13 protein-coding genes and 1 riboswitch are annotated in these 17,888 nt (G+C 63.5%); of the genes, 8 read left to right on the top strand and 5 right to left on the bottom strand.

The features are described 5' to 3' along the window. Nucleotides 1-75 precede the first annotated feature (75 nt). From EB836_RS11835 to EB836_RS11825, 3 genes are read right to left on the bottom strand one after another with little or no spacing between them, the layout of a single operon-like run. Entirely contained in the window at nt 76-1,299 is a 1,224-nt protein-coding gene (locus tag EB836_RS11835; RefSeq protein ID WP_135540637.1) for a restriction endonuclease subunit S, read from the bottom strand. After that, the gene (locus EB836_RS11830; protein ID WP_135540635.1) at nt 1,296-2,894 is read right to left on the bottom strand and encodes a class I SAM-dependent DNA methyltransferase; all 1,599 of its coding nucleotides are present in this window, start codon (nt 2,892-2,894) and stop codon (nt 1,296-1,298) included. The genes EB836_RS11835 and EB836_RS11830 overlap by 4 nt, the downstream gene beginning before the upstream one ends. A gap of 1 nt (nt 2,895) precedes the next feature. Then, the gene (locus EB836_RS11825) at nt 2,896-4,836 is read right to left on the bottom strand and encodes a helix-turn-helix domain-containing protein (protein ID WP_135540633.1); all 1,941 of its coding nucleotides are present in this window, start codon (nt 4,834-4,836) and stop codon (nt 2,896-2,898) included. A 201-nt stretch (nt 4,837-5,037) separates the two neighbouring features. Between EB836_RS11825 and EB836_RS11820 the strand changes: the two genes are divergently transcribed. From EB836_RS11820 to EB836_RS11805, 4 genes are all read left to right on the top strand, one after another. Continuing rightward, nucleotides 5,038-5,565: a hypothetical protein gene (locus EB836_RS11820; RefSeq protein ID WP_135540631.1), complete on the top strand. Its 528-nt coding sequence runs from the start codon at nt 5,038-5,040 to the stop codon at nt 5,563-5,565. 158 nt (nt 5,566-5,723) lie between these two features. Then, nucleotides 5,724-6,782 carry a TM2 domain-containing protein gene (locus EB836_RS11815; RefSeq protein WP_135540629.1) on the top strand — a complete coding sequence of 353 codons (1,059 nt, stop codon included), beginning with the start codon at nt 5,724-5,726 and terminating at the stop codon, nt 6,780-6,782. Nucleotides 6,783-6,824: 42 nt separating this feature from the next. Further along, the gene (locus tag EB836_RS11810; protein WP_135540627.1) at nt 6,825-7,805 is read left to right on the top strand and encodes a hypothetical protein; all 981 of its coding nucleotides are present in this window, start codon (nt 6,825-6,827) and stop codon (nt 7,803-7,805) included. 86 nt (nt 7,806-7,891) lie between these two features. Continuing rightward, nucleotides 7,892-8,002, top strand: a riboswitch (SAM riboswitch). A gap of 32 nt (nt 8,003-8,034) precedes the next feature. Next, complete coding sequence (locus EB836_RS11805) at nt 8,035-8,508, top strand: hypothetical protein (protein WP_135540626.1); 474 nt, start codon at nt 8,035-8,037, stop codon at nt 8,506-8,508. A gap of 48 nt (nt 8,509-8,556) precedes the next feature. Here the strand turns inward: EB836_RS11805 and EB836_RS11800 are convergent, their stop codons facing one another. Continuing rightward, the gene (locus EB836_RS11800; protein WP_135540624.1) at nt 8,557-10,959 is read right to left on the bottom strand and encodes a hypothetical protein; all 2,403 of its coding nucleotides are present in this window, start codon (nt 10,957-10,959) and stop codon (nt 8,557-8,559) included. A 46-nt stretch (nt 10,960-11,005) separates the two neighbouring features. Next, nucleotides 11,006-11,668 carry a metal-dependent transcriptional regulator gene (locus tag EB836_RS11795; protein WP_135540622.1) on the bottom strand — a complete coding sequence of 221 codons (663 nt, stop codon included), beginning with the start codon at nt 11,666-11,668 and terminating at the stop codon, nt 11,006-11,008. 96 nt (nt 11,669-11,764) lie between these two features. On the opposite strand from EB836_RS11795, the gene EB836_RS11790 reads away from it, so the two are divergent. The 4 genes from EB836_RS11790 (at nt 11,765) to EB836_RS11775 (ending at nt 17,825) form a co-directional block, all read left to right on the top strand. Continuing rightward, a complete protein-coding gene (locus tag EB836_RS11790) occupies nt 11,765-12,325 on the top strand; it encodes a hypothetical protein (protein ID WP_135540620.1) in 561 nt (186 codons plus the stop codon). 144 nt (nt 12,326-12,469) lie between these two features. Beyond that, nucleotides 12,470-14,728, top strand: coding sequence for a choline BCCT transporter BetT (betT, locus tag EB836_RS11785; protein ID WP_135540618.1), 2,259 nt, complete (start codon nt 12,470-12,472; stop codon nt 14,726-14,728). A 152-nt stretch (nt 14,729-14,880) separates the two neighbouring features. After that, nucleotides 14,881-16,065 (top strand): hypothetical protein, encoded by a 1,185-nt coding sequence (locus EB836_RS11780; RefSeq protein WP_135540616.1) that lies wholly within the window; start codon nt 14,881-14,883, stop codon nt 16,063-16,065. Nucleotides 16,066-16,169: 104 nt separating this feature from the next. Further along, complete coding sequence (locus EB836_RS11775; protein ID WP_135540614.1) at nt 16,170-17,825, top strand: lipase maturation factor family protein; 1,656 nt, start codon at nt 16,170-16,172, stop codon at nt 17,823-17,825. The last annotated feature ends 63 nt before the right edge of the window (nt 17,826-17,888 follow it).

The raw sequence follows: 17,888 nt of genomic DNA, 5'->3' as shown, positions 1-17,888 counted from the left end.
TTGTCGAAGTAGCTGTCCAAGTGGGCGCTCCCGGCTCCGAAGCCGGCTGTTCAGACGAATGCAGGTTCGACTGGCTCAGACCGCGTCGCTCACTACCGCCTCCGCATCCTTGACCGTGATCTTTCCGTTCATCAGCAGCGGGAGAAGTTCGTCGCGGGTGCGAGCGAGAGCCCGAGACTCAGACACAGCCGTCTTTACACGCTTAAGCAAGCTCAATGACAGCTCTCCGAAGCGATTTAGACTCTCGTCGTCCACCTTGGCCAGCCGGTAATCCGCAACGTCTGCAGCCGCAAGCCTCTGCCGACCACTGGTCCCCTGCATGTGCTTGATCGCAAAATCGCGAAAGCGCTCACTCTTCGTCAAAAAGAACGGGACAGCTGAAAGCAATGGCGACCTAGCACGGAAGACGATGAACTCAGTCGAACCAACACCGACTTCCGTATTCTCGAGGAAATCTACGTAGCCAGCTTTGCCGTTCTCCAAGCAAGGAGTAATGCGCGCAAGCAGCACATCGCCGTTAATGAACCGTGCACCGCTCTTTGCTTCGCGAGTGGACCACGAGCCCACAGTCATGGAAGAGTCAGGAAGGTCCTTCATGCCAAGATATGGAGCCTGACCAGCCAGTTTTTGAGAGGTTCGAGGATTCACGTCGAATAGGTCGCTGACGGTCAAGAACGAGCCGTCCCCCGTGAAGCCATCCAGCCTCAGTAATGCGAAGCGTTCTTGCAACAGATCTTGCACCGCACCGGACAGTCGCTCATTGGCGGCGATTTTGTCGTCGAGGGCGCCGAGGACATCAGCAATCGCGCGCTGACGCGAAACCTCAGGAACCGTGATCGTCATTGAACGTTGGCTAGTGAGGCTGACGTAGGGCGCCATATCAGACTGACCGCCCAGAACGCGAAATTGTTGCTGCGCCTCAGTGGACTTCAACCAATATCCAATAAATGATTGATTCAAATAGTCTTGATCCAATGAACGCCAGAAAGTCGTCTGAGGCGAACACACAAATTCAGGTGCTTCGTCGCTTACAAACGCAACTTTCCCGATCGTCCCTTTATGAGTCACCAACACGTCCCCTGGCTCGCCAATTCCTTTCCTGATTCTGTTGAAGGCAGTGGCGTCAATCTTTTCAGAATTGGAGAAATCAACTTTCCCAGAAGTCATATCTGCGGCGCGAATGAAATTCACCCCATGATCGACAAACTCATGACTTCTCGGCCGATCATTCCCATGGTTTCCATCTTCAACCCGGAGTTTCTTCTTTTCGACAAGTTGAGCCACAGTGATATCGCTCATCCCAGACGCTCCAGCTGCTCGCGGACGACCGTTTCCAGACGGGCTGACTCGTCGAAGGCCTCGATCAGTTCCCCCTTCAGTCTCGCGATCTTCTCGTCGATCGGCTCCAAATCCTCGGGCTCGGGCGCCGACCCGACATAACGGCCCGGGGTCAGCGCGTATCCGGCTTCCTTGATCTCGGCCAGCGGCACTGTCCGACAGAATCCGGGCACGTCTTCGTACTCTCGTCCGGCCGCCTCGGCGGTTTCAGAGCCGATCCACGCATGATAGGTACCGGCGATCTCGGCAATGTCTTCATCGGACAGCGAACGCTCGGCACGGGAGATCATGTGCCCCATTTCGCGCGCATCGATGAAGAGGACTTCGCCGGCCCGGGCCCCCTTCTTCTTCGCGAAGAACCACACGCACACAGGAATACCGGTCGAGCGGAACAGCTGAGTCGGCAGCGCGAGCATGCACGAGACCAGGTCGGCCTCGACGATCCGAGCACGGATATCGCCCTCACCGCCGGTGTTCGACGACATCGACCCGTTCGCCATGACCACGCCGGCCTTGCCATCGTCGGTGAGCTTGGACAGGATGTGCTGGATCCAACCGTAGTTCGCGTTCTTCTCCGGCGGGACGCCGAAGGTCCACCGCGGGTCCTCCTCGCTGCGTGCCCACACTTTGAGGTTGAACGGCGGATTAGCCAGGACATAGTCCATCGGGATATCCGCGTGGATGTCGCGAGCGAAGGTGTCTCCCCACTTCTCGCCGAGACCTTGGACCTCGATCCCGTTGATGGCGAGGTTCATCTTCGCCATCCGCCAGGTCTCCTCGATGGATTCCTGACCGTAGACCGCGATGTCTCGTGGATCGCCGTTATGGTCTTCGATGAACTTCTCCGACTGGACGAACATGCCGCCCGAACCGCAGCACGGATCGTAGACCCGCCCCTTGAACGGTTCGAGGATCTCGACCATCGTGCGCACCACCGGTCGCGGGGTGAAGAACTCGCCGCCCCGCTTGCCCTCCGCACGGGCGAACTCGCCGAGGAAATACTCATAGACCTCCCCCATGAGGTCACGTGCCCGGAACTCTCCCTGCCGGGAGAAGCGCGTGCTGCTGAAGAGATCGACGAGTTCACCCAGACGACGCTGATCGAGATTGTCCTTGTTGTACAGGCGCGGCAAGGTTCCCCGCAGGGACGGGTTGGCCTTCATCAGCTGATCCATCGCCTCATCGATGAGAGCACCGATGGTCCTGCCGGCTTCGGCCCCTGAGGGCGCCTGGCCTTTGGCATTCTCAGCCAGGAAATCCCACCGCGCGGCAGAGGGAACGAGGAAGATGCCCTCGCCGACATAGGTATCCGGGTCCTGGAGCAGCTCGGCGATGTCCTCCTCGTCGATGCCTTGCTCTTCATAGTCGGACCGCAGCACCGACTGTTCCTCCTCGAATGCGTCCGAGACGTATTTGAGGAAGACGAGACCGAGAATCACGTCCTTGTACTGACTCGCGCTCAGCGAGCCCCGCAGGCGGTCGGCCGCCTTCCACAGAGTCGCTTTGAGTTCGCTCATCGTCGTCGGCTGTTCGACGGCGTTCTTCTTCGTGGCCATGTCACCTTCCTTGTGATGGCTGCGGCTCGAGGCTGCTGCCCATCAGTTCCATCGTCCCGGCCGCGACACCGCTCAAGAGCGAATGCCCCAGCGTCTTCGCGGCACGTTCCTTCACCTGCAATTGTTGTCGATATCCGGCCAATCTCCGCATCGCGTCCTCGACCGCGTCGACCTGGTCGGCAGGAATGCGGGGAATCTGCCAGTTCGCGTACTCCTTCGACTGCGCATCGTTGATGACCGCGGCCAAGGTGTGCGGACCGATCGGGGCGCCACCGGCCCTCCGCAGGATCTTGTTCGGCGAGACCACCAGCGCCCCGCCCCGGTCATCAACCCACGCTGTCGGCGGATTCGAGCAGAAGACGACGTCTCCCGGTCGGGTTCTCATGCTGCGACGCAGCGAGCTTTCGGCGACGAAGGCATCAACTCGGAACACTTCGCCACCTCCCCTGGCATCGACGACCGGCACCGCACCAGTGTCCTCCGCCAGCGATTCGTCGATCCGACTGCCGCTGTGACGGGTGAGCGTTCCGTTGTCGATCATCGTTCCGAGCGACATCGATCCCACCACCAGCGAGGCGGGGCGGTCGGTGACATAGATGTCGAAGACCTCGGTCGCCTCGGCGGTTTCGATCGAAGCGGCGCGCACGTCGTCGATGAAGTCCTGTTGCCCGGTTGCGAAGCTCACCGCTCGGGTACCGGGCGGAACAACGGCCTCGCCGCCGAGGATCGACCGAAGATCACGCGACCTGACATACCGGAAAGCGCGAGCAGGCAGCTCGTTCGGCACGGTTCCGGCAGCCAGCACTCCGGCCACATCGGCCGACAGATCAGACCGGTCGACCGGGGCTTCACTGAGATCGGCCACCCATGGGTGGGCGAGAGTGGCACCTCCTTTGAGGAGCCATAGTCCGCTGCTCTGTCGCGGAGCGTGTTTCCACAGACCGCGAGGCAGACGCAGCGCACAAACGAGAGGTCCGTGGTTCGCAGAACGGCTGCTTCGCAGTGATTCCGAACGACGCTGCTCCGCGAAGCCGTCGAGTCGCCCGCAGAGCAGGTCGGCAGGACCGGCGACGATCGCGTACTCATTGGGATTGAGATCGAGAATCACCCGATCGAGTCTTTCGAGCACCTCTGCGCTCTCCAAGCCGTAGACGGCGACGACTGACACCGTCGGTCGTTCGGCGTCGAGGGCCAGCCACCCGCGCAGAAGCGCCCTCCTTCGCAGGTCACGGATGTGGGGAGAGTCGGTGGTCACATGCGAGGCCAAACCCTCCACCGTCTCCGCCACGGCGAGGAGGTCAACGTCCTCGCACTCGAGGACGAGCTCCCCCGTCGCCGAGGATCCCAGCTCATCGGAGGCAGACTCGCCGTCAGCGACGACTCCCTCGACGACGGAGGCGATGACATCCACGAGTCCGGGATCGAAACCTCGTCGTTCCTGGCTCCGGCTCAATCGCCCCGTTTCCAACCGGTCCAGGGCATCGGCGGCACCGAACGACGCGGCATAGAGGTCGTCGACGTAGTCCAGCGTGGCAGCGGCGAACTCGGTGTCGATGACCTCGCTGAGGAGAAATCGATCAGCAGGATCGAGGGAGGCGGCGATCTCGACGAGCATCGACTCACCGAGGTTGCTGAGATCGTCCTCGGCATTGTCCCTCAGACACAGAAGAACCAGCGCGTGGTCGATCGACACCCCAGTGGGAATGCCGGCGGCCGGAGCATCTTCGACGAACTCCGCATTGTTGCCGCGGCCCGTGCGCCGCAGCCATTCGACGACAGCCTCGGCATGGAAGAGTTCACGCCCGTCCGGGCCTTCGGTCCCCTCCGGGAAGGGGATTTCGCGACCTCTGACCGTGGTGCGTCTGCGCCATTGGGACACTGCCGGCCGGGAGACACCTGCCAAGTCGGCAATGTCCTGCATCGACATCATTGCGTCGCTCACTGCGCCTCCCATTGCACTCGCGTTTTCCGTTGTGCCCCGATCCTAGGCGAGCCTGCACAAGTTCTTACACGCATTCACTGTTAAGCCCGCTTAACGGTGTATTTGTTGCTCACTTCTATGCGTATGTCGTGGACTGAGTTCTCAACGACCGGCCGAACCATGCTGGTCGATGCACCCCGACCAGCGATAGGACGGCCCCGAATGAACTCGTTCCCACATCCGCCTCCGCACCATGACGGCGGACATCAACACCAACAGCCCTACAGCGCCCCATCCTCCCCGGTGCCCCTGACACCGCAGCGGTCCACCAAGCACATCTGGTTCGGGCTCGGCGGTCTGGTGATCGGGCTGCTCCTCGGAGTCGGAACGGTCGGGGGAATCGTCGGGATCAGTTCGCTTGCCGAGGCCGACGCGCAGGCAGCTCAGGCAGAGCTCATGGCCGACGGCTACGAGACATGCTCGCTCGACTCGGTTGACGGAGCGACACTCAGCGCAGACAGGCTGAGCGTCGACTTCGACGGTGCCGGGATGTACTTCGGCCCGGATCTCGCCGACGTGTACTGCCTCGGCGACGCACTGGGCATGCCAGACTCAGTGAGCTCCCGGATGGGGCAGACACGGGCGCTCGACGGAACACAGACCGCGGAATGGGACTCGTTCTCCCTGTCGTGGAACTACCACCCCGATGACGGACTCGGTGCGATCTTCGAGTACGTCCCGGATTCGTGACCCTTCGCGAACAGTCCACCTGACTGCTCGCTGCCCGCCGCCGGTCGGTGGCCTGCACGCCGCTCACCGATCGGCGCATCGCGCACAGCCAGCCGAGGCGCCCCAACCGCCCATCACCGCCATTCACATCACACCGCTATACACACCCAAGGAGAATCATGTCCCACAACCCGCACGAACAGACCACCCGATTCGCCACTTCGTACAACAACCTGCCGCCGGAATCAGACAAAAGCTTCGTCCTGACCTGGCTCTTTGCGTGGTTCCTCGGCTTCTTCGGAGTCGACCGCTTCTACCTCGGCAAGGTCGGCACCGGCATTCTCAAACTGATGACGCTCGCCGGATTCGGCATCTGGTGGCTGGTCGACGTCATCGTCGTCCTCGCCGGCAAGGCGACTGACAAGTCCAAGAGACCACTGTCGGGATACCGGCAGCATCGCACTGTGGCGTTCGCGGTCACTGCCGGCTTCGTTGCAGTCGGCATCATCGGGAGCAGCATTGCCGGCACCAGCGGCACCGAAGACGTCTCCGGACCGGCCGTCGCGGAAGACCAGCAGTCCGAGGAGACGTCGCCCGATAAGGACACGCCGGCGCAGGAGGCACTTGCGCAAGAGGCGCCTGAAACCGCAGAGCCGGCGGTCGAGGACCCCACGGCAGACGAGGTCGACGCCTCATGGGCAGACGAGAAGTACGGAGCATTCAGCACCGTCAGCGAAGACGGAACTGGCGACTCGATCATCACGCTTCCTTCCGGCGCGACCGCGGGGCTCGTCACTGCGAACAATACGGGCAGCGGCAACTTCGTCATCGATGTCCTCGACGACTCGAATCAGTCGACCGGAGACCTCCTGGTCAATGAAATCGGTACCTACGAAGGCGCAACGGCCTATGGAATCAACTCCTTCGGAGAGGCCTCCTCTCTCAAGGTCACTTCCGACGGCAATTGGAACATCACGATCGAACCGATCTCCGCAGCGCCCGAACTCGAACCGACCGGCACAGGAGACGCCGCATTCCTCTACACCGGGCCGCCGACTCAGCTGACAGCCACCTATAACGGCGACTCGAACTTCGTCGTCTATGAAGACACCGACGAATTCTCCATGGGGCTGCTCATCAACGAGATCGGCGCGTACGAAGGCACTGTCCCCCTGTCGGCAGGTCCATCGCTCCTCACCGTCAATGCCGATGGCAAGTGGAGTCTGACGACCGACTGATCACTGACTAATCAAAATGGCCGCCGGCCGAGGTCGCCGGCCATGCACAAGAAAGGGATCGATATGCTCACCGCATTGTCGGACATCGCCATCAGCACCATTTCAGCAGTTCTCGGCGCCCTCATCGTCGCGGCCATCCCGATCGGGACCCGCCCTTCGCTATGGACGGGAGGCAGCCGCACGTCGGTGCAGAACAAAAATGGTCAGCAGGTCTACGCCCCCAACAGCACTGGCCCGATCAACCCGACTCAGAACAATGTAGTCATGACGACCCACCAGACGATTCATCAGAACATCGAGTCATCGGCGAAGTCGACCGGTACGACACAGTCCGCTCCAGACGAACGTGTGCGGGCCGTGCTGATCGGTCTCGTCATGATCACTCTCATAGCGGTCTACAGCCGTGGGTACGAAGTGGCCGTCGGATTCGCTGTTGGAGTCAGTATCGCCTTGACAGTGATTCTCATCGCCCTCATCTTCCGTACGTACAAAGCCGAGCTGTTCGCGGTCCAGTCGCTGGCTGCATGCATACGGATCCTCAGTGCCATCGTGCTTCTGCTTACAGCATCGTGGTTGACGGTGGGCAGAACATGGGGCGGATACTCTATGGCCGATGTGAGAACTCAGTTGGAATCCCTGACGGAACCGGCAGCACTCAGCGAGGGCGCCGCACCTTGGGTCGGTTCGAGGACGGTTGTCCCTGCCTTCAAGATGTTCTTCTCAGACGCACAGTTGGCGCTGGTCGGCGTCTTTGCACTCGTTGCCATGATCTTCGCGCTGATTTGGGCATGGTCAGCAGTATCGACGGCTTTCGCGTGGAGCTCGTATCTCGGTTTTCAGCACGGAGCGACGACAAAACACAGAGTCATCGTTCGGGCGTCGAAGTTCGAAGCGCTCAATGCCCGCTCCGCCTGGTCGTCGATCGGGTCGACCGTGCTCTTCGTCGCAATCATCATCGGATTTCCCTGGCTGGTGACGATATCGTCCAACGGCGAGCTCTCTCGGTGGCTCTTCGGCCAGTAAGAGCGGAGGAGACCCTGCACAGCCGCAGATCGGGCTCAGCCTCCGCTGACCTGTGTCACCCCGCCCTCCGACTACACTGAAATCACGTTCGCGAGTTGTGGCCTTCGGTACCTGGCCGGCCACACGGCAACCCGTCATCGACCGGGTGCCCCAGGGGAAGAACGGGCCCGCGCCGACCGCTCGGGCAAGCTTCGATCCGGGCCCATACGCCCGAGAAGGACGGTTCGCCATGTCCGCAGACTTCAACGACTCCGACAAACGCCGCAGGGCCGCCGAACAGTGGCCGGGCTTCGACCCCGCCGAGGCACTGCATTGGTCGAAGGTCCTCCTCCGCCACTCCCCCGACCCGCAGCGCGCCGGCATCAAGGCTCAGATGAACTCAGCGATCGATCGCGGAATCCCGGTCGCCGGGCCCGGTTGGGTGCGCACCGCTGACTCCGCTCGCGCCGACGGCTTCAACCCGGTGCTCTATCAAGCACTCCACGAAAGCCTGCGCACCATCCCGAAAGCGTCATTCCGATCCCATCCGGGACACCGCCAGGCGACGTTCAAGACCTACGTGCCCGGCACCCCGTATGAATCCGAGCTGTGGTGCGACTGGCCGAAGCTCTTCCTCACCGACGGGTTCGATGCCCGAACGGCCACGGCCCTGACTCTGCTGCGCGCCGAACCGAAGTTTCCGCGCCCACGTACCAGCGACTGAGGCGAAATCTCCCGACCTCGCCCAACCCAACCGGCACGGCCTGTCGGCTCAGCCGAACTGCCGGCCCGCCTCGTAGACGGTGACGCTGCCATCCGGGGTCCCTCTTAGGAGCAGGTAGAAGTAATACTGATCGTCGCTTCCCGTCCCCGGCGTTGTCACGCCGCAGACTGTGTCACCTGGCCGGATCTCATCCCGAGCCGACAGATACGACATCGACTTGCCGTTGGTGAAAAAGTACTCGCCACCACTGAATTCACCCTCTTCATACGGCTGGATGAGCTCGCAATGGTCGACCTTCACACCTTTGGGGAAATGCTCGGATCGGACGGTCGGCGGGTTCGACGTCTGACCATCACCGAGGATGTCATCGAGTGATGACATCATTTCGGGGGTCGCCGAACGTTTCGCTTCTGCGTCGTCTCCGGCGGCGACCGCCTCGGCGAACTTCTGCACCTGTTCCACAGCCGGCGTACGAATGTCACCGGAAGGCACGTGGTAGACGGTGTCCTGATGGGCGAAGGACTTCCCGTCCCAGCGGTAGAGGACATCGGCGTTCGCGGACTTCTGGCATGCGGTGCATCCATCGTCACCGTAGACGCCGATGCCGCCGACGCTGATCCCCAGATACTGCCCCAGCGGGCTGACCGCATTGAAGTACGGCTTGGGCATATATCCGGAGATATCGGCCGAGTTGCCGCGATCGTCGACGTCGTCCCAGAGCTCGATGGAGTCGAGCAGATTGAGATCCTGATCGTAGATCCCGATCGACGGGTAGATATAGGAGCCGCCGCCGTTGCAGCTGAATTCGACGGCGGTCACGGCCTTGTCACCCATGCGAGACGTCGTGAACTTCTCCATGGAGATACCGGAATAGCGGCCGTCGTCGCCGCTGGCCTCACCGTCAGTGAATTCCACCTCGTGCTCGGGCTTCGGATCCAGTGGGCCGTCGCCAAGATAATAGTCGTCATAGGCGAGACCGAATTCCGCGCAGGCCGGCGGCGCCGACAGCTTCCGGTTCAGGAATGCGTCTCGGCCGGGGAACTTCGCAATCGCGCCGCCATCGGAGCCGCCGTCAAAACCCGGGTCGGCCTTGACGGTGTCGACGTCGCTCGAATCGGTGAAGTCGAAGACCTCGAGAACACCCTCGGACATGACCATCAGACGGTCACCGGAGACAGTGAAGCTGTCGAGTTCGACGTCGACGCGCCACAGTTCCTGACCCGAGTCAACGGCGAGACCGTGCACACCGGCGTCGTCGGCGATGACGAGCACTTCGTCCTCAATCGTCCAGTTAGGTCGCAGGCGAGGCTCGCCGAGGCCAGATGCCGTCGCCGCCTCCTCGCCCAGTTCGGATTTCCACAGCACCGAGTCGGCATCGACTGCGACGACCACCTGACCGTCCGAGACCACCCACGGTCCGTCTTCGCCGGCGCCGACCTTCCGCACTGTCGCCTCGGTATCGACGCTGACGTCGGAATACTTGCCGCCAGACGGTGAGCTGAGGCTTCCGTCGTCATTGACGGTGATCGGCACGGCCTCCGAAGCCGGGTCTTCCACCTCGGCGGGGTCTGTGCCGCCGTCCTCCGTGCCTCCTGACGATCCGCCTGTCGATCCGTCTGACTTCGAGTCCTTCGCGTCGTCACCTGGGGTGAGGGTGACTTCTCCGTCTTTCAGCCGAATTGTGCGGTCCCCGCAGGTCAGGGAGTCTGCCGACCACTGGCAGTCCACTGGAGTGCCCTCAAGCTTCGGACCGGAACTCCTCGATTCGTCATCGGCAGAATCGCCCTCGGCCGCCTCACCGTCTTCGATGACGTCCTCGACTTCTGGCTCCTTCACATCGGTGTGCGGAACCGGCGCCATCCACGTCGGCTGCAGAGTCTCTTCGTGGAGAGCCATGATCACTGACTGTCGAGGGCCGACGACGTTGACGAGCTGCTGGTCAGCATCTGCGTCATCGTCTGCTTGCAGCCGAGTCAGCTGCGCATTGCGTCCGACATCGGCGAGGTCGACGGCCGCCTTCTGATTGGGCGCTTTGTCGAAGTCGGAGCCAGCAAAGAATCGCGCGCCGAAGAATCCGCCCGTCACAGCGAGGACGAGGACAAGCCCCGCGCCGATTCCCAGCATCCATTTCCGTTTGCTGCGACTCCCCGGCTGCGGCGAAGGTGAGTTCCCCACCGGTGCAGCAGATCCCTGGTGGTAGGTGGGGTGAGGTGCCGGGTCCTGCTGCCGGCCCGAGGTCCAGCCTCGTCGCGTGAGCGCTTCCTGGACGGCCGGATCCTGATGAGTCGCAAGCCAGTCGAGCAGATCCGGATAGGCATTCGGATGGGCAGCGATGTCAGCGAGCAGGTCCGGCCGGGTCGCCGCTATCCTCTGCAGATCAGAGCCGGAGGCATCAGCCGAGCGAACGATGTCGAGGTCGGGGTCATTCCCGTGACCGAAACTCTTTCCCATACAACAGATGTTATCAACGGAATCAGTCGGGAAATCCGGCTTCGACTCAACCAGTCGTGCGCAGATACACGGCCACGGCAAGCGCGGAAGCGATCGCCACCCGCTTCCCTCCGATATCCACGGTCACCTCATCATCGGTGGGGTCGACGACGTCGAGTGCGACGTCGGGAAGCACTCCCGCCTCGGCGAGCTTGCCCAGGATCTGCGGATCGGCGTCGGAGACTCTCAGCACCGCATAGGACCCGGCGGCCGCCTCGGCGAGGAGGGTCGGAGTATGGGAATCGACGGCGCCATCGGCGCCCGGGATGGGATCGCCGTGCGGATCGGATGTCGGGTGGCCGAGGAACGCGTCGATGCGGTCGATGAGCCGGTCGGAGGCGGCATGTTCGAGGATCTCGGCTTCGTCGTGGACTTCGTCCCAGCCGTAGCCGAGCGACTCGACGAGGAACGTCTCGATGAGCCGGTGCCGGCGCACCATCGACAGGGCGATCGTTCTGCCCCGTTCGGTGAGCACCGGCGGACGGTAGGGCACTCGGGTGATGAGGTCGAGTTCGTCGAGGCGTTTGAGCACCTCGGTGACATTGGCCTTCGTCGTTCCGAAACGGTTCGCAAGCTCCGTGGCCGTCATCGGGTCCCCGCCCCATTCCTGGGCCGACCAGATGGCCTTGAGGTAGTCCTGACTGACCTCGGAGACTTCACCTGCACGCATACGTCCAGTATCCCATGGACAAACCGACACGGATGTTGCGAAACAATTACCTGCTGACCGCTCCTTCGCCGAGGCGGCCCTGCCAGAATCACAGACATGACCTCCCCTTCCGATCCGGTGCCCCCGACCGACGACGCCGTCCCCACCCGATCCGGCCCACCCGCCGCCGCACCCGCCGGCGTCCGATTTCTCGCATTCATCCGCGCCCCGTTCCTCGCGCTCAGCAAGCGGGCAGAAGCCCGCCGAACCTCGAGTGCACACCGCTCTGCTGCTGATCGACCGGCACCGCGCTCTCCACGACGCAGCCCCGCCGATCGGCCGAACCTCGCACCGGATGTCCCGATCGGGCTGTTCCGGCCCGGCGAGATCGAATTCGCGCGGCTCTACAGCCTCCCGCCCTTCGACACTGACGTCCTCATCCTCACCGACCGGCGACTGATGCGGGTGCGCACCGATGCTGCCGGACACGTCGCCCAGCTCTCCCAAACTGCACTCTGGCAGGTCGGGCACGCCCGCGCCGAGGAATTCCGCGACCGTGCGACCGTGACCGTGGAACTGCACGTCGGATCGTCGATGCGGCTCGAGGAGACCGCCCCGGCCGAGGCGCACGAATTCGTCGACACCATCACCGAGGCGGCTGCCCGATCCCGGGCCTGATCCCCGACCGTCCCCGCGGCCCCCTGACAACTCGCCCTGTTTCCTGAACGGACGGGGTGTGATGGTCGGCAGAAATTCCTCCATCAGTAGACTGGCGCAGGCTCGCTTTCGGGCCAGACCACGTTTCCTACCGGAGGCTGATGCGTGCACGATCCGAACGAAGAGAAGTTGAAGCGCCCGATCGTCGAACGAGAACGGTTCGGCGGCACCGATCGAACGACGCGAACCGGCCGGGGCGTCGACCCGGCCAAGCGTGCACCGATCGACAGCACAGAGATGAGCAGGGGCCCCGAGGAGCTCTCCGACGAACGCGGTTCCCGCGTCAACTGGCGAGTCTTCATCGTCGCCTCGCTCATCATCCTCGCCTTCTCCGTGTGGGCGATGATGATGCCGGACTCAGCCCAGTCGACGATGAAGACCACCGTCGACTGGATCGCCGAGAACCTCGGCTGGTTCTACGTCGTCACCGTCACCGTCGTCATCGCCTTCGTCCTCTGGGTCGCTCTGTCCAAGGAGGGTTCGGTCCGTTTGGGGCCCGACCACTCCCGCCCCCAGTACAACCTCTTCACCTGGGTCGCCATGCTCTTCGCCGCCGGTGTGGGCATCGATATGCTCTTCTACTCGGTGACCGGGCCGATCACCCAATACCTCGAACCCGTCAATGCGAGCCCGGAGTCGGCCGCGGCCGCCCAGGACGCCGTGGTGTGGACGATGTTCCACTACGGCATCGCCGGCTGGTCGATGTACTCGCTGCTCGGCATGGCCATGGGCTACTTCGCCTACCGCTGGGGAATGCCGCTGTCGATCCGCGCCGTCCTCTACCCCCTGCTGGGCAAGCGCGTGCGCGGAACCACCGGTGACGTCATCGACATCTTCGCCCTCGTCGGCACCGTCTTCGGTGTGGCCACCTCGATGGGCATCGGCGTCGTCCTGCTCAACGTCGGCTTCGCCACTCTCTTCGGCTTCGAGCAGGGACTCGCACTGCAGATCGCATTGGTCATCGTGGCCGTGGTCATGACCGTCGCCGCCTGCACTTCGGGCGTGGACAAGGGCATCCGCCTGGTCTCCGAACTCAACCTCTGGTCGTGCGCGGCGATGATGCTCTACATCCTCGTCACGGGAAAGACCGCGTTCCTCCTCAACGCCATGGTCGAGAATGTCGGCCGGTTCATCTTCACCCTGCCCGAACGCACACTGTCGACGTTCGCCTATGTCGACGGCGGCTCCGAATGGATGGGCGGATGGACCCTGTTCTTCTGGGCGTTCTGGCTGGCCTGGGGCCCCTTCGTCGGGCTCTTCCTCGCCCGCATCTCCCGCGGACGCACTCTGCGTGAGTTCGTCATCGCCGCGATCACCGCACCGGTCCTCTGCGATTTCATCATCGTCTCGATCTTCGGCAACTCGGCCCTGTCCGAGGTCTTCTCCGGCAACGGCGAGTTCGCGAAGACGGCCATCGCCTCACCGGAACAGGGCTGGTACGACCTGCTCGAGATGTTCCCGGGAGCGACATTCCTCATCGGACTGGCCACACTCTCGGGGCTGCTCTTCTACCTCACGAGTGCGAACTCCGGTGCCATGGTGATGTCGAACTTCTCCTCCTCGATCCCCAACCCGGAAGAGGACGGCCAGAAATGGCTGCGCATCTTCTGGGCCCTCGTCACCGCGGTGCTCACCATCGCCATGCTCGTCGCCGGCGGTGTGACCACGATGGAGTATGCGACGCTGATCTTCGCTCTGCCGGTCACGGTCATCGCCTACCTCGTCATGGCATCCTTCTCGAAGGTGCTGCGCATGGAGCGCGCCGAACGTGAGGGCCGGACTCGTCGGCGCCGCACGACTGCGGCTCACGGCGGTCGGGCCCCGGAGAAGACCTGGCGCCAGCGTCTCGCGACCCTGCGGTCCTATCCGTCGAAGGCCTCCGTCGAGCGCTTCGCCGCCGAGGTGGTCGGACCGTGCCTGGAAGCCGTGTCCGCGGAATTCCGTGAACTCGGCTACTCCGTCGAACACCTTCAGGTCATGGACGAAGACACGGCGATCACCTCGAATACGCTCAACGTCGATATGGGCGAACAGCGCGACTTCCGCTACGAGGCGGCCGCCGTCGAGGCGAATGTGCCCTCGTTCGGTGCCCGCAACGCACCCCGCGGAGACGACCGCTACTATCGCATCGAGGTCTTCACCCAGACCGGTTCCGAGGGCTACGACCTCATGGGGCTGAGCTCTCAGCAGATCATCGACGACGTCCTCGACCGCTACGAGACGCACCTGTCGTTCCTCGCCTATTCGCACGAGCACTCCTACCAGTCGGTCGTCACGCCGCCGCACCCGCCGATCACGGACTCGATCCCGGCGATCCCGGTCTCGCCGAACGATGTCGAGGAGCTGGAGGAACCCAAGCACTGATTCGCGCGGACCCCGCCGTCCGCGACATTCCCGATCCCACCTCGCCGAGGCGGCCCACCGAAAGAGGGCCGGCCGCCTCGGCGAGGTGGGATCCTTCAGATCTGGAACACGAACCGGGCCATGGCCGAGGAAAGAGCTGTAAGAATCGAAGCATGAAGTTCAGAACGCACAAGATGAGCACGAACGTGGTCTACGGGGTGGGTCTCGCCGGTTTCACCACGATCGTCTTCTTCCTCATGAATGCCGGCATCGATCCGCGGGCCCACCGCGTCGGGGACTTCGATCCCGCGGGCGCCGGGATCGTCGGCATCGGGCTCTACGGGCTCTACCATACGATTGCCATCATCTTCTTCAACGAGGACGACTCCTCTGACAAAGACGCACCGGCACCCGATCATCATGTGCCCAGGGCCCCCGATTCGTACACCGGCTTCATCCGCCAGGCCTGGTACAAGGTGTTCTCCGTCGGTCCTATCTGGGCTTTCTTCTCCGCGGCATCGATCTTCATCTGGCATTCCTTCGCCAAGAGCACAGGCACCCCGGGCACGATCTGGGGCGACTACAGCGCATCACCGCTGCCCGCGCTCGTCATCTTCTTCGCCTGCTGGTCAGCGGTCAATCTGGGCTTCACACTGTCCGCTGTCGCCGAGGCGTTCAACCGCGATCACCCCGCGGTCTTCATCATCATGCTCGTGACGATGTTCCTCCTCGGCATCGGCCTCACCTTCGTCTTCATGTTCCCCATTCCCGAGATGAGCACCGGCTCCGGCCTCTTACTCGTCACGATCACGCTGCCGTTGTCCCTGCTCGCCCTGTTCGGCACTCGACTGTGGGCGGTGGTGAGAGTCGCCCGCTGCGACGCAGCGCATCCTCATCTCAGCCCGAGGCAGCAGCACCGCAGGGAGAGGTTCGATCCCCGGCACCAGGACAACGGCGTTCACCGAGCCGGCGCCGTTCAGCAGGGCAGCGCCGTTCCCCACGCGACTGCGGCACCGCCGACTGACCTGCTCCAGCAGGGAGAGGTCCTCCAGCCGGGAGAGGCCCTGCTCCTGCAGTTCCGCAGCGATCTCACCCCCGAACCGCAGATGCTCATCGCCACGAACCGTCGCGTCGTGCGCGCCTCCGTCAACGGCCAAGGACGCAGCGTCGTCCTCGATCAGGCGCAGCCCGGGCAGCTGATGGGCGGCAGCTGCACATTCGACGCCGGCGGAGTCGTGACCACGGCGCATTTCCGCGGCCGTGCCGAGATGAGGCTCCTCGGCGGCGACCCGGCACAGTCGCAGAGATTCGCCGAGGCTCTCACACGCCTGGCCCGAACCGGGCGAACCACACCCTGAGACGCCGGACGGCTCGGCCCCAGGGGCCCGCGAACTCTTGCACATCCTCGGCGAGCGGACCATAGTCGGATCAGAACCGCGAACCGAACCGGGAGGTGTGCGCCGTGGACGTCGGGACACTGACGCAGATCCTGACCGCCGATGACTACACGATCGCGCGTGAGGTGCTGCAGCGCGGATTCGGTGCGCTCTTCTTCATCGCCTTCCTGTCCGCGTGGAACCAGTTCCCCGCGCTCCTCGGCGAAAGGGGACTGACCCCGGCCCCGCGGTTCATCGCCCTGACCACCGCCGCTCAGGCACCGACCCTGTTCCGGTGGAAGCGCTTCGAATACACCGACCGACGCCTGCGCATCGCCTGCGGCATCGGGATGGTCCTCGCCGCATCCGTCGTGCTCGGAGTTCCCCAGGCCGGACCCGCGTGGACGACGATTCCGGCCTTCCTCGCCATGTGGTGCCTCTACTTCTCGATCGTGAGCATCGGCCAGCGCTTCTACGGCTTCGGATGGGAGTCGCTCCTCCTCGAAGCCGGGTTCCTCGTCGGATTCCTCGGCTCCCACGAGGTGGCCCCGACCCTGCTGATGATCCTGTTCCTCCGCTGGTTCGTCGTCCGAGTCGAGTTCGGCGCCGGCATGATCAAGATGCGCGGCGACAGCTCCTGGCGTGATCTCACCGCCATGGACTACCACCATCAGACCCAGCCGATGCCGAATCCGGTCAGCCGGCGTGCGCATCTCATGCCCCGGTGGTGGCATCGCAGCGAGACCCTGGGCAGTCACATCGTCCAGCTCCTCGCCCCCTGGCTGCTGTTCCTGCCTCAGCCCATCGCCTCCTTCGCCGCGGTCGCGATCATCCTCACTCAGCTCGCGCTCGTCATCAGCGGCAACTATGCCTGGCTGAATTGGGCGACGATCCTCCTCGCCTTCGCCGGCATGAGCGATTCCTTCCTCGCCTGGGTCGTCGGCGGTCCCTGGCCGGGTTGGGGCCTGACCGGCATGTTCGGCGCCGAGGCGGCAAGTCCGTCCACGGCAGCCGAGGCTTCAGGGGCAGCAGCGTCCGGGGCCGCATCCGGTGCTGTGCCCACTTGGTGGCTGATCCTCATCGCCGCCTTCGTGATCTGGCAGTGCATGCTCAACCTCCCGGCGCTGAAGAACCTCTTCTCCTCACATCAGCTGATGAATGCGAGTTTCAATCGGCTCGGCCTCGGCAATGCCTATGGCGCCTTCGGGTCGATGACCGAGACCCGCAACGAGATCGTCATCGAAGGCTGGACCTCCCCCGAAGGCGAGAACGTTTCCGAGGGCGGAAACGCCCCCGAGAGCCGCGAGCCGCTCGAGGACGGGGAGCCGTTCCGAGGCGCAGAGCCGTTCGAGGAGTCGACGGTCGCGGCCGATGTCGGCTGGCGGGAGTACGAGTTCAAGGGCAAACCCGGCGATGTGTGCCGGCGCGGGCCCGTCGTTGCGCCGTATCATCTGCGTCTCGATTGGCTGATGTGGTTCGCCGCGCTGGGCGATTATCGCCAGACCTGGTTCACCGAGCTGCTGGCCAAGATCGGTTCCGGCGACGCACAGATCCGCCGTCTCATGGGCCCCGATCCCTTCGCCGGCGCGGCCCCGGAACTCGTCCGCGTCCGCGTCTTCACCTACCGCTATGCCACCCGCGCCGAACGCCGGGACGCCGCTGCCGCCGGATTGCCGCGTCCGTGGTGGGTGCGCTCGAACCCGCGCACTCTGCTGCCCCCGACCGATCTGCGTCGCGACTGACGACCTCGGTCACGGCGCGCTCCCGTCGAGATATCCTGCCGCGCCCTCCGGGATTTGCCGTTC

It is taken from the genome of Brevibacterium sp. S111 (genome assembly GCF_004745075.1).
Taxonomy (GTDB): domain Bacteria; phylum Actinomycetota; class Actinomycetes; order Actinomycetales; family Brevibacteriaceae; genus Brevibacterium.
This window is presented reverse-complemented; position numbering and strand designations above follow the sequence as displayed.

Coding starts and splice junctions, on each gene's coding strand:
- EB836_RS11800 (WP_135540624.1), bottom strand. CDS start 10,959: ATGGGAAAGAGTTTCGGTCACGGGAATGACCCCGACCTCGACATCGTT.
- EB836_RS11830 (WP_135540635.1), bottom strand. CDS start 2,894: ATGGCCACGAAGAAGAACGCCGTCGAACAGCCGACGACGATGAGCGAA.
- EB836_RS11810 (WP_135540627.1), top strand. CDS start 6,825: ATGCACAAGAAAGGGATCGATATGCTCACCGCATTGTCGGACATCGCC.
- EB836_RS11820 (WP_135540631.1), top strand. CDS start 5,038: ATGAACTCGTTCCCACATCCGCCTCCGCACCATGACGGCGGACATCAA.
- EB836_RS11805 (WP_135540626.1), top strand. CDS start 8,035: ATGTCCGCAGACTTCAACGACTCCGACAAACGCCGCAGGGCCGCCGAA.
- EB836_RS11835 (WP_135540637.1), bottom strand. CDS start 1,299: ATGAGCGATATCACTGTGGCTCAACTTGTCGAAAAGAAGAAACTCCGG.
- EB836_RS11815 (WP_135540629.1), top strand. CDS start 5,724: ATGTCCCACAACCCGCACGAACAGACCACCCGATTCGCCACTTCGTAC.
- EB836_RS11790 (WP_135540620.1), top strand. CDS start 11,765: ATGACCTCCCCTTCCGATCCGGTGCCCCCGACCGACGACGCCGTCCCC.
- EB836_RS11780 (WP_135540616.1), top strand. CDS start 14,881: ATGAAGTTCAGAACGCACAAGATGAGCACGAACGTGGTCTACGGGGTG.
- EB836_RS11795 (WP_135540622.1), bottom strand. CDS start 11,668: ATGCGTGCAGGTGAAGTCTCCGAGGTCAGTCAGGACTACCTCAAGGCC.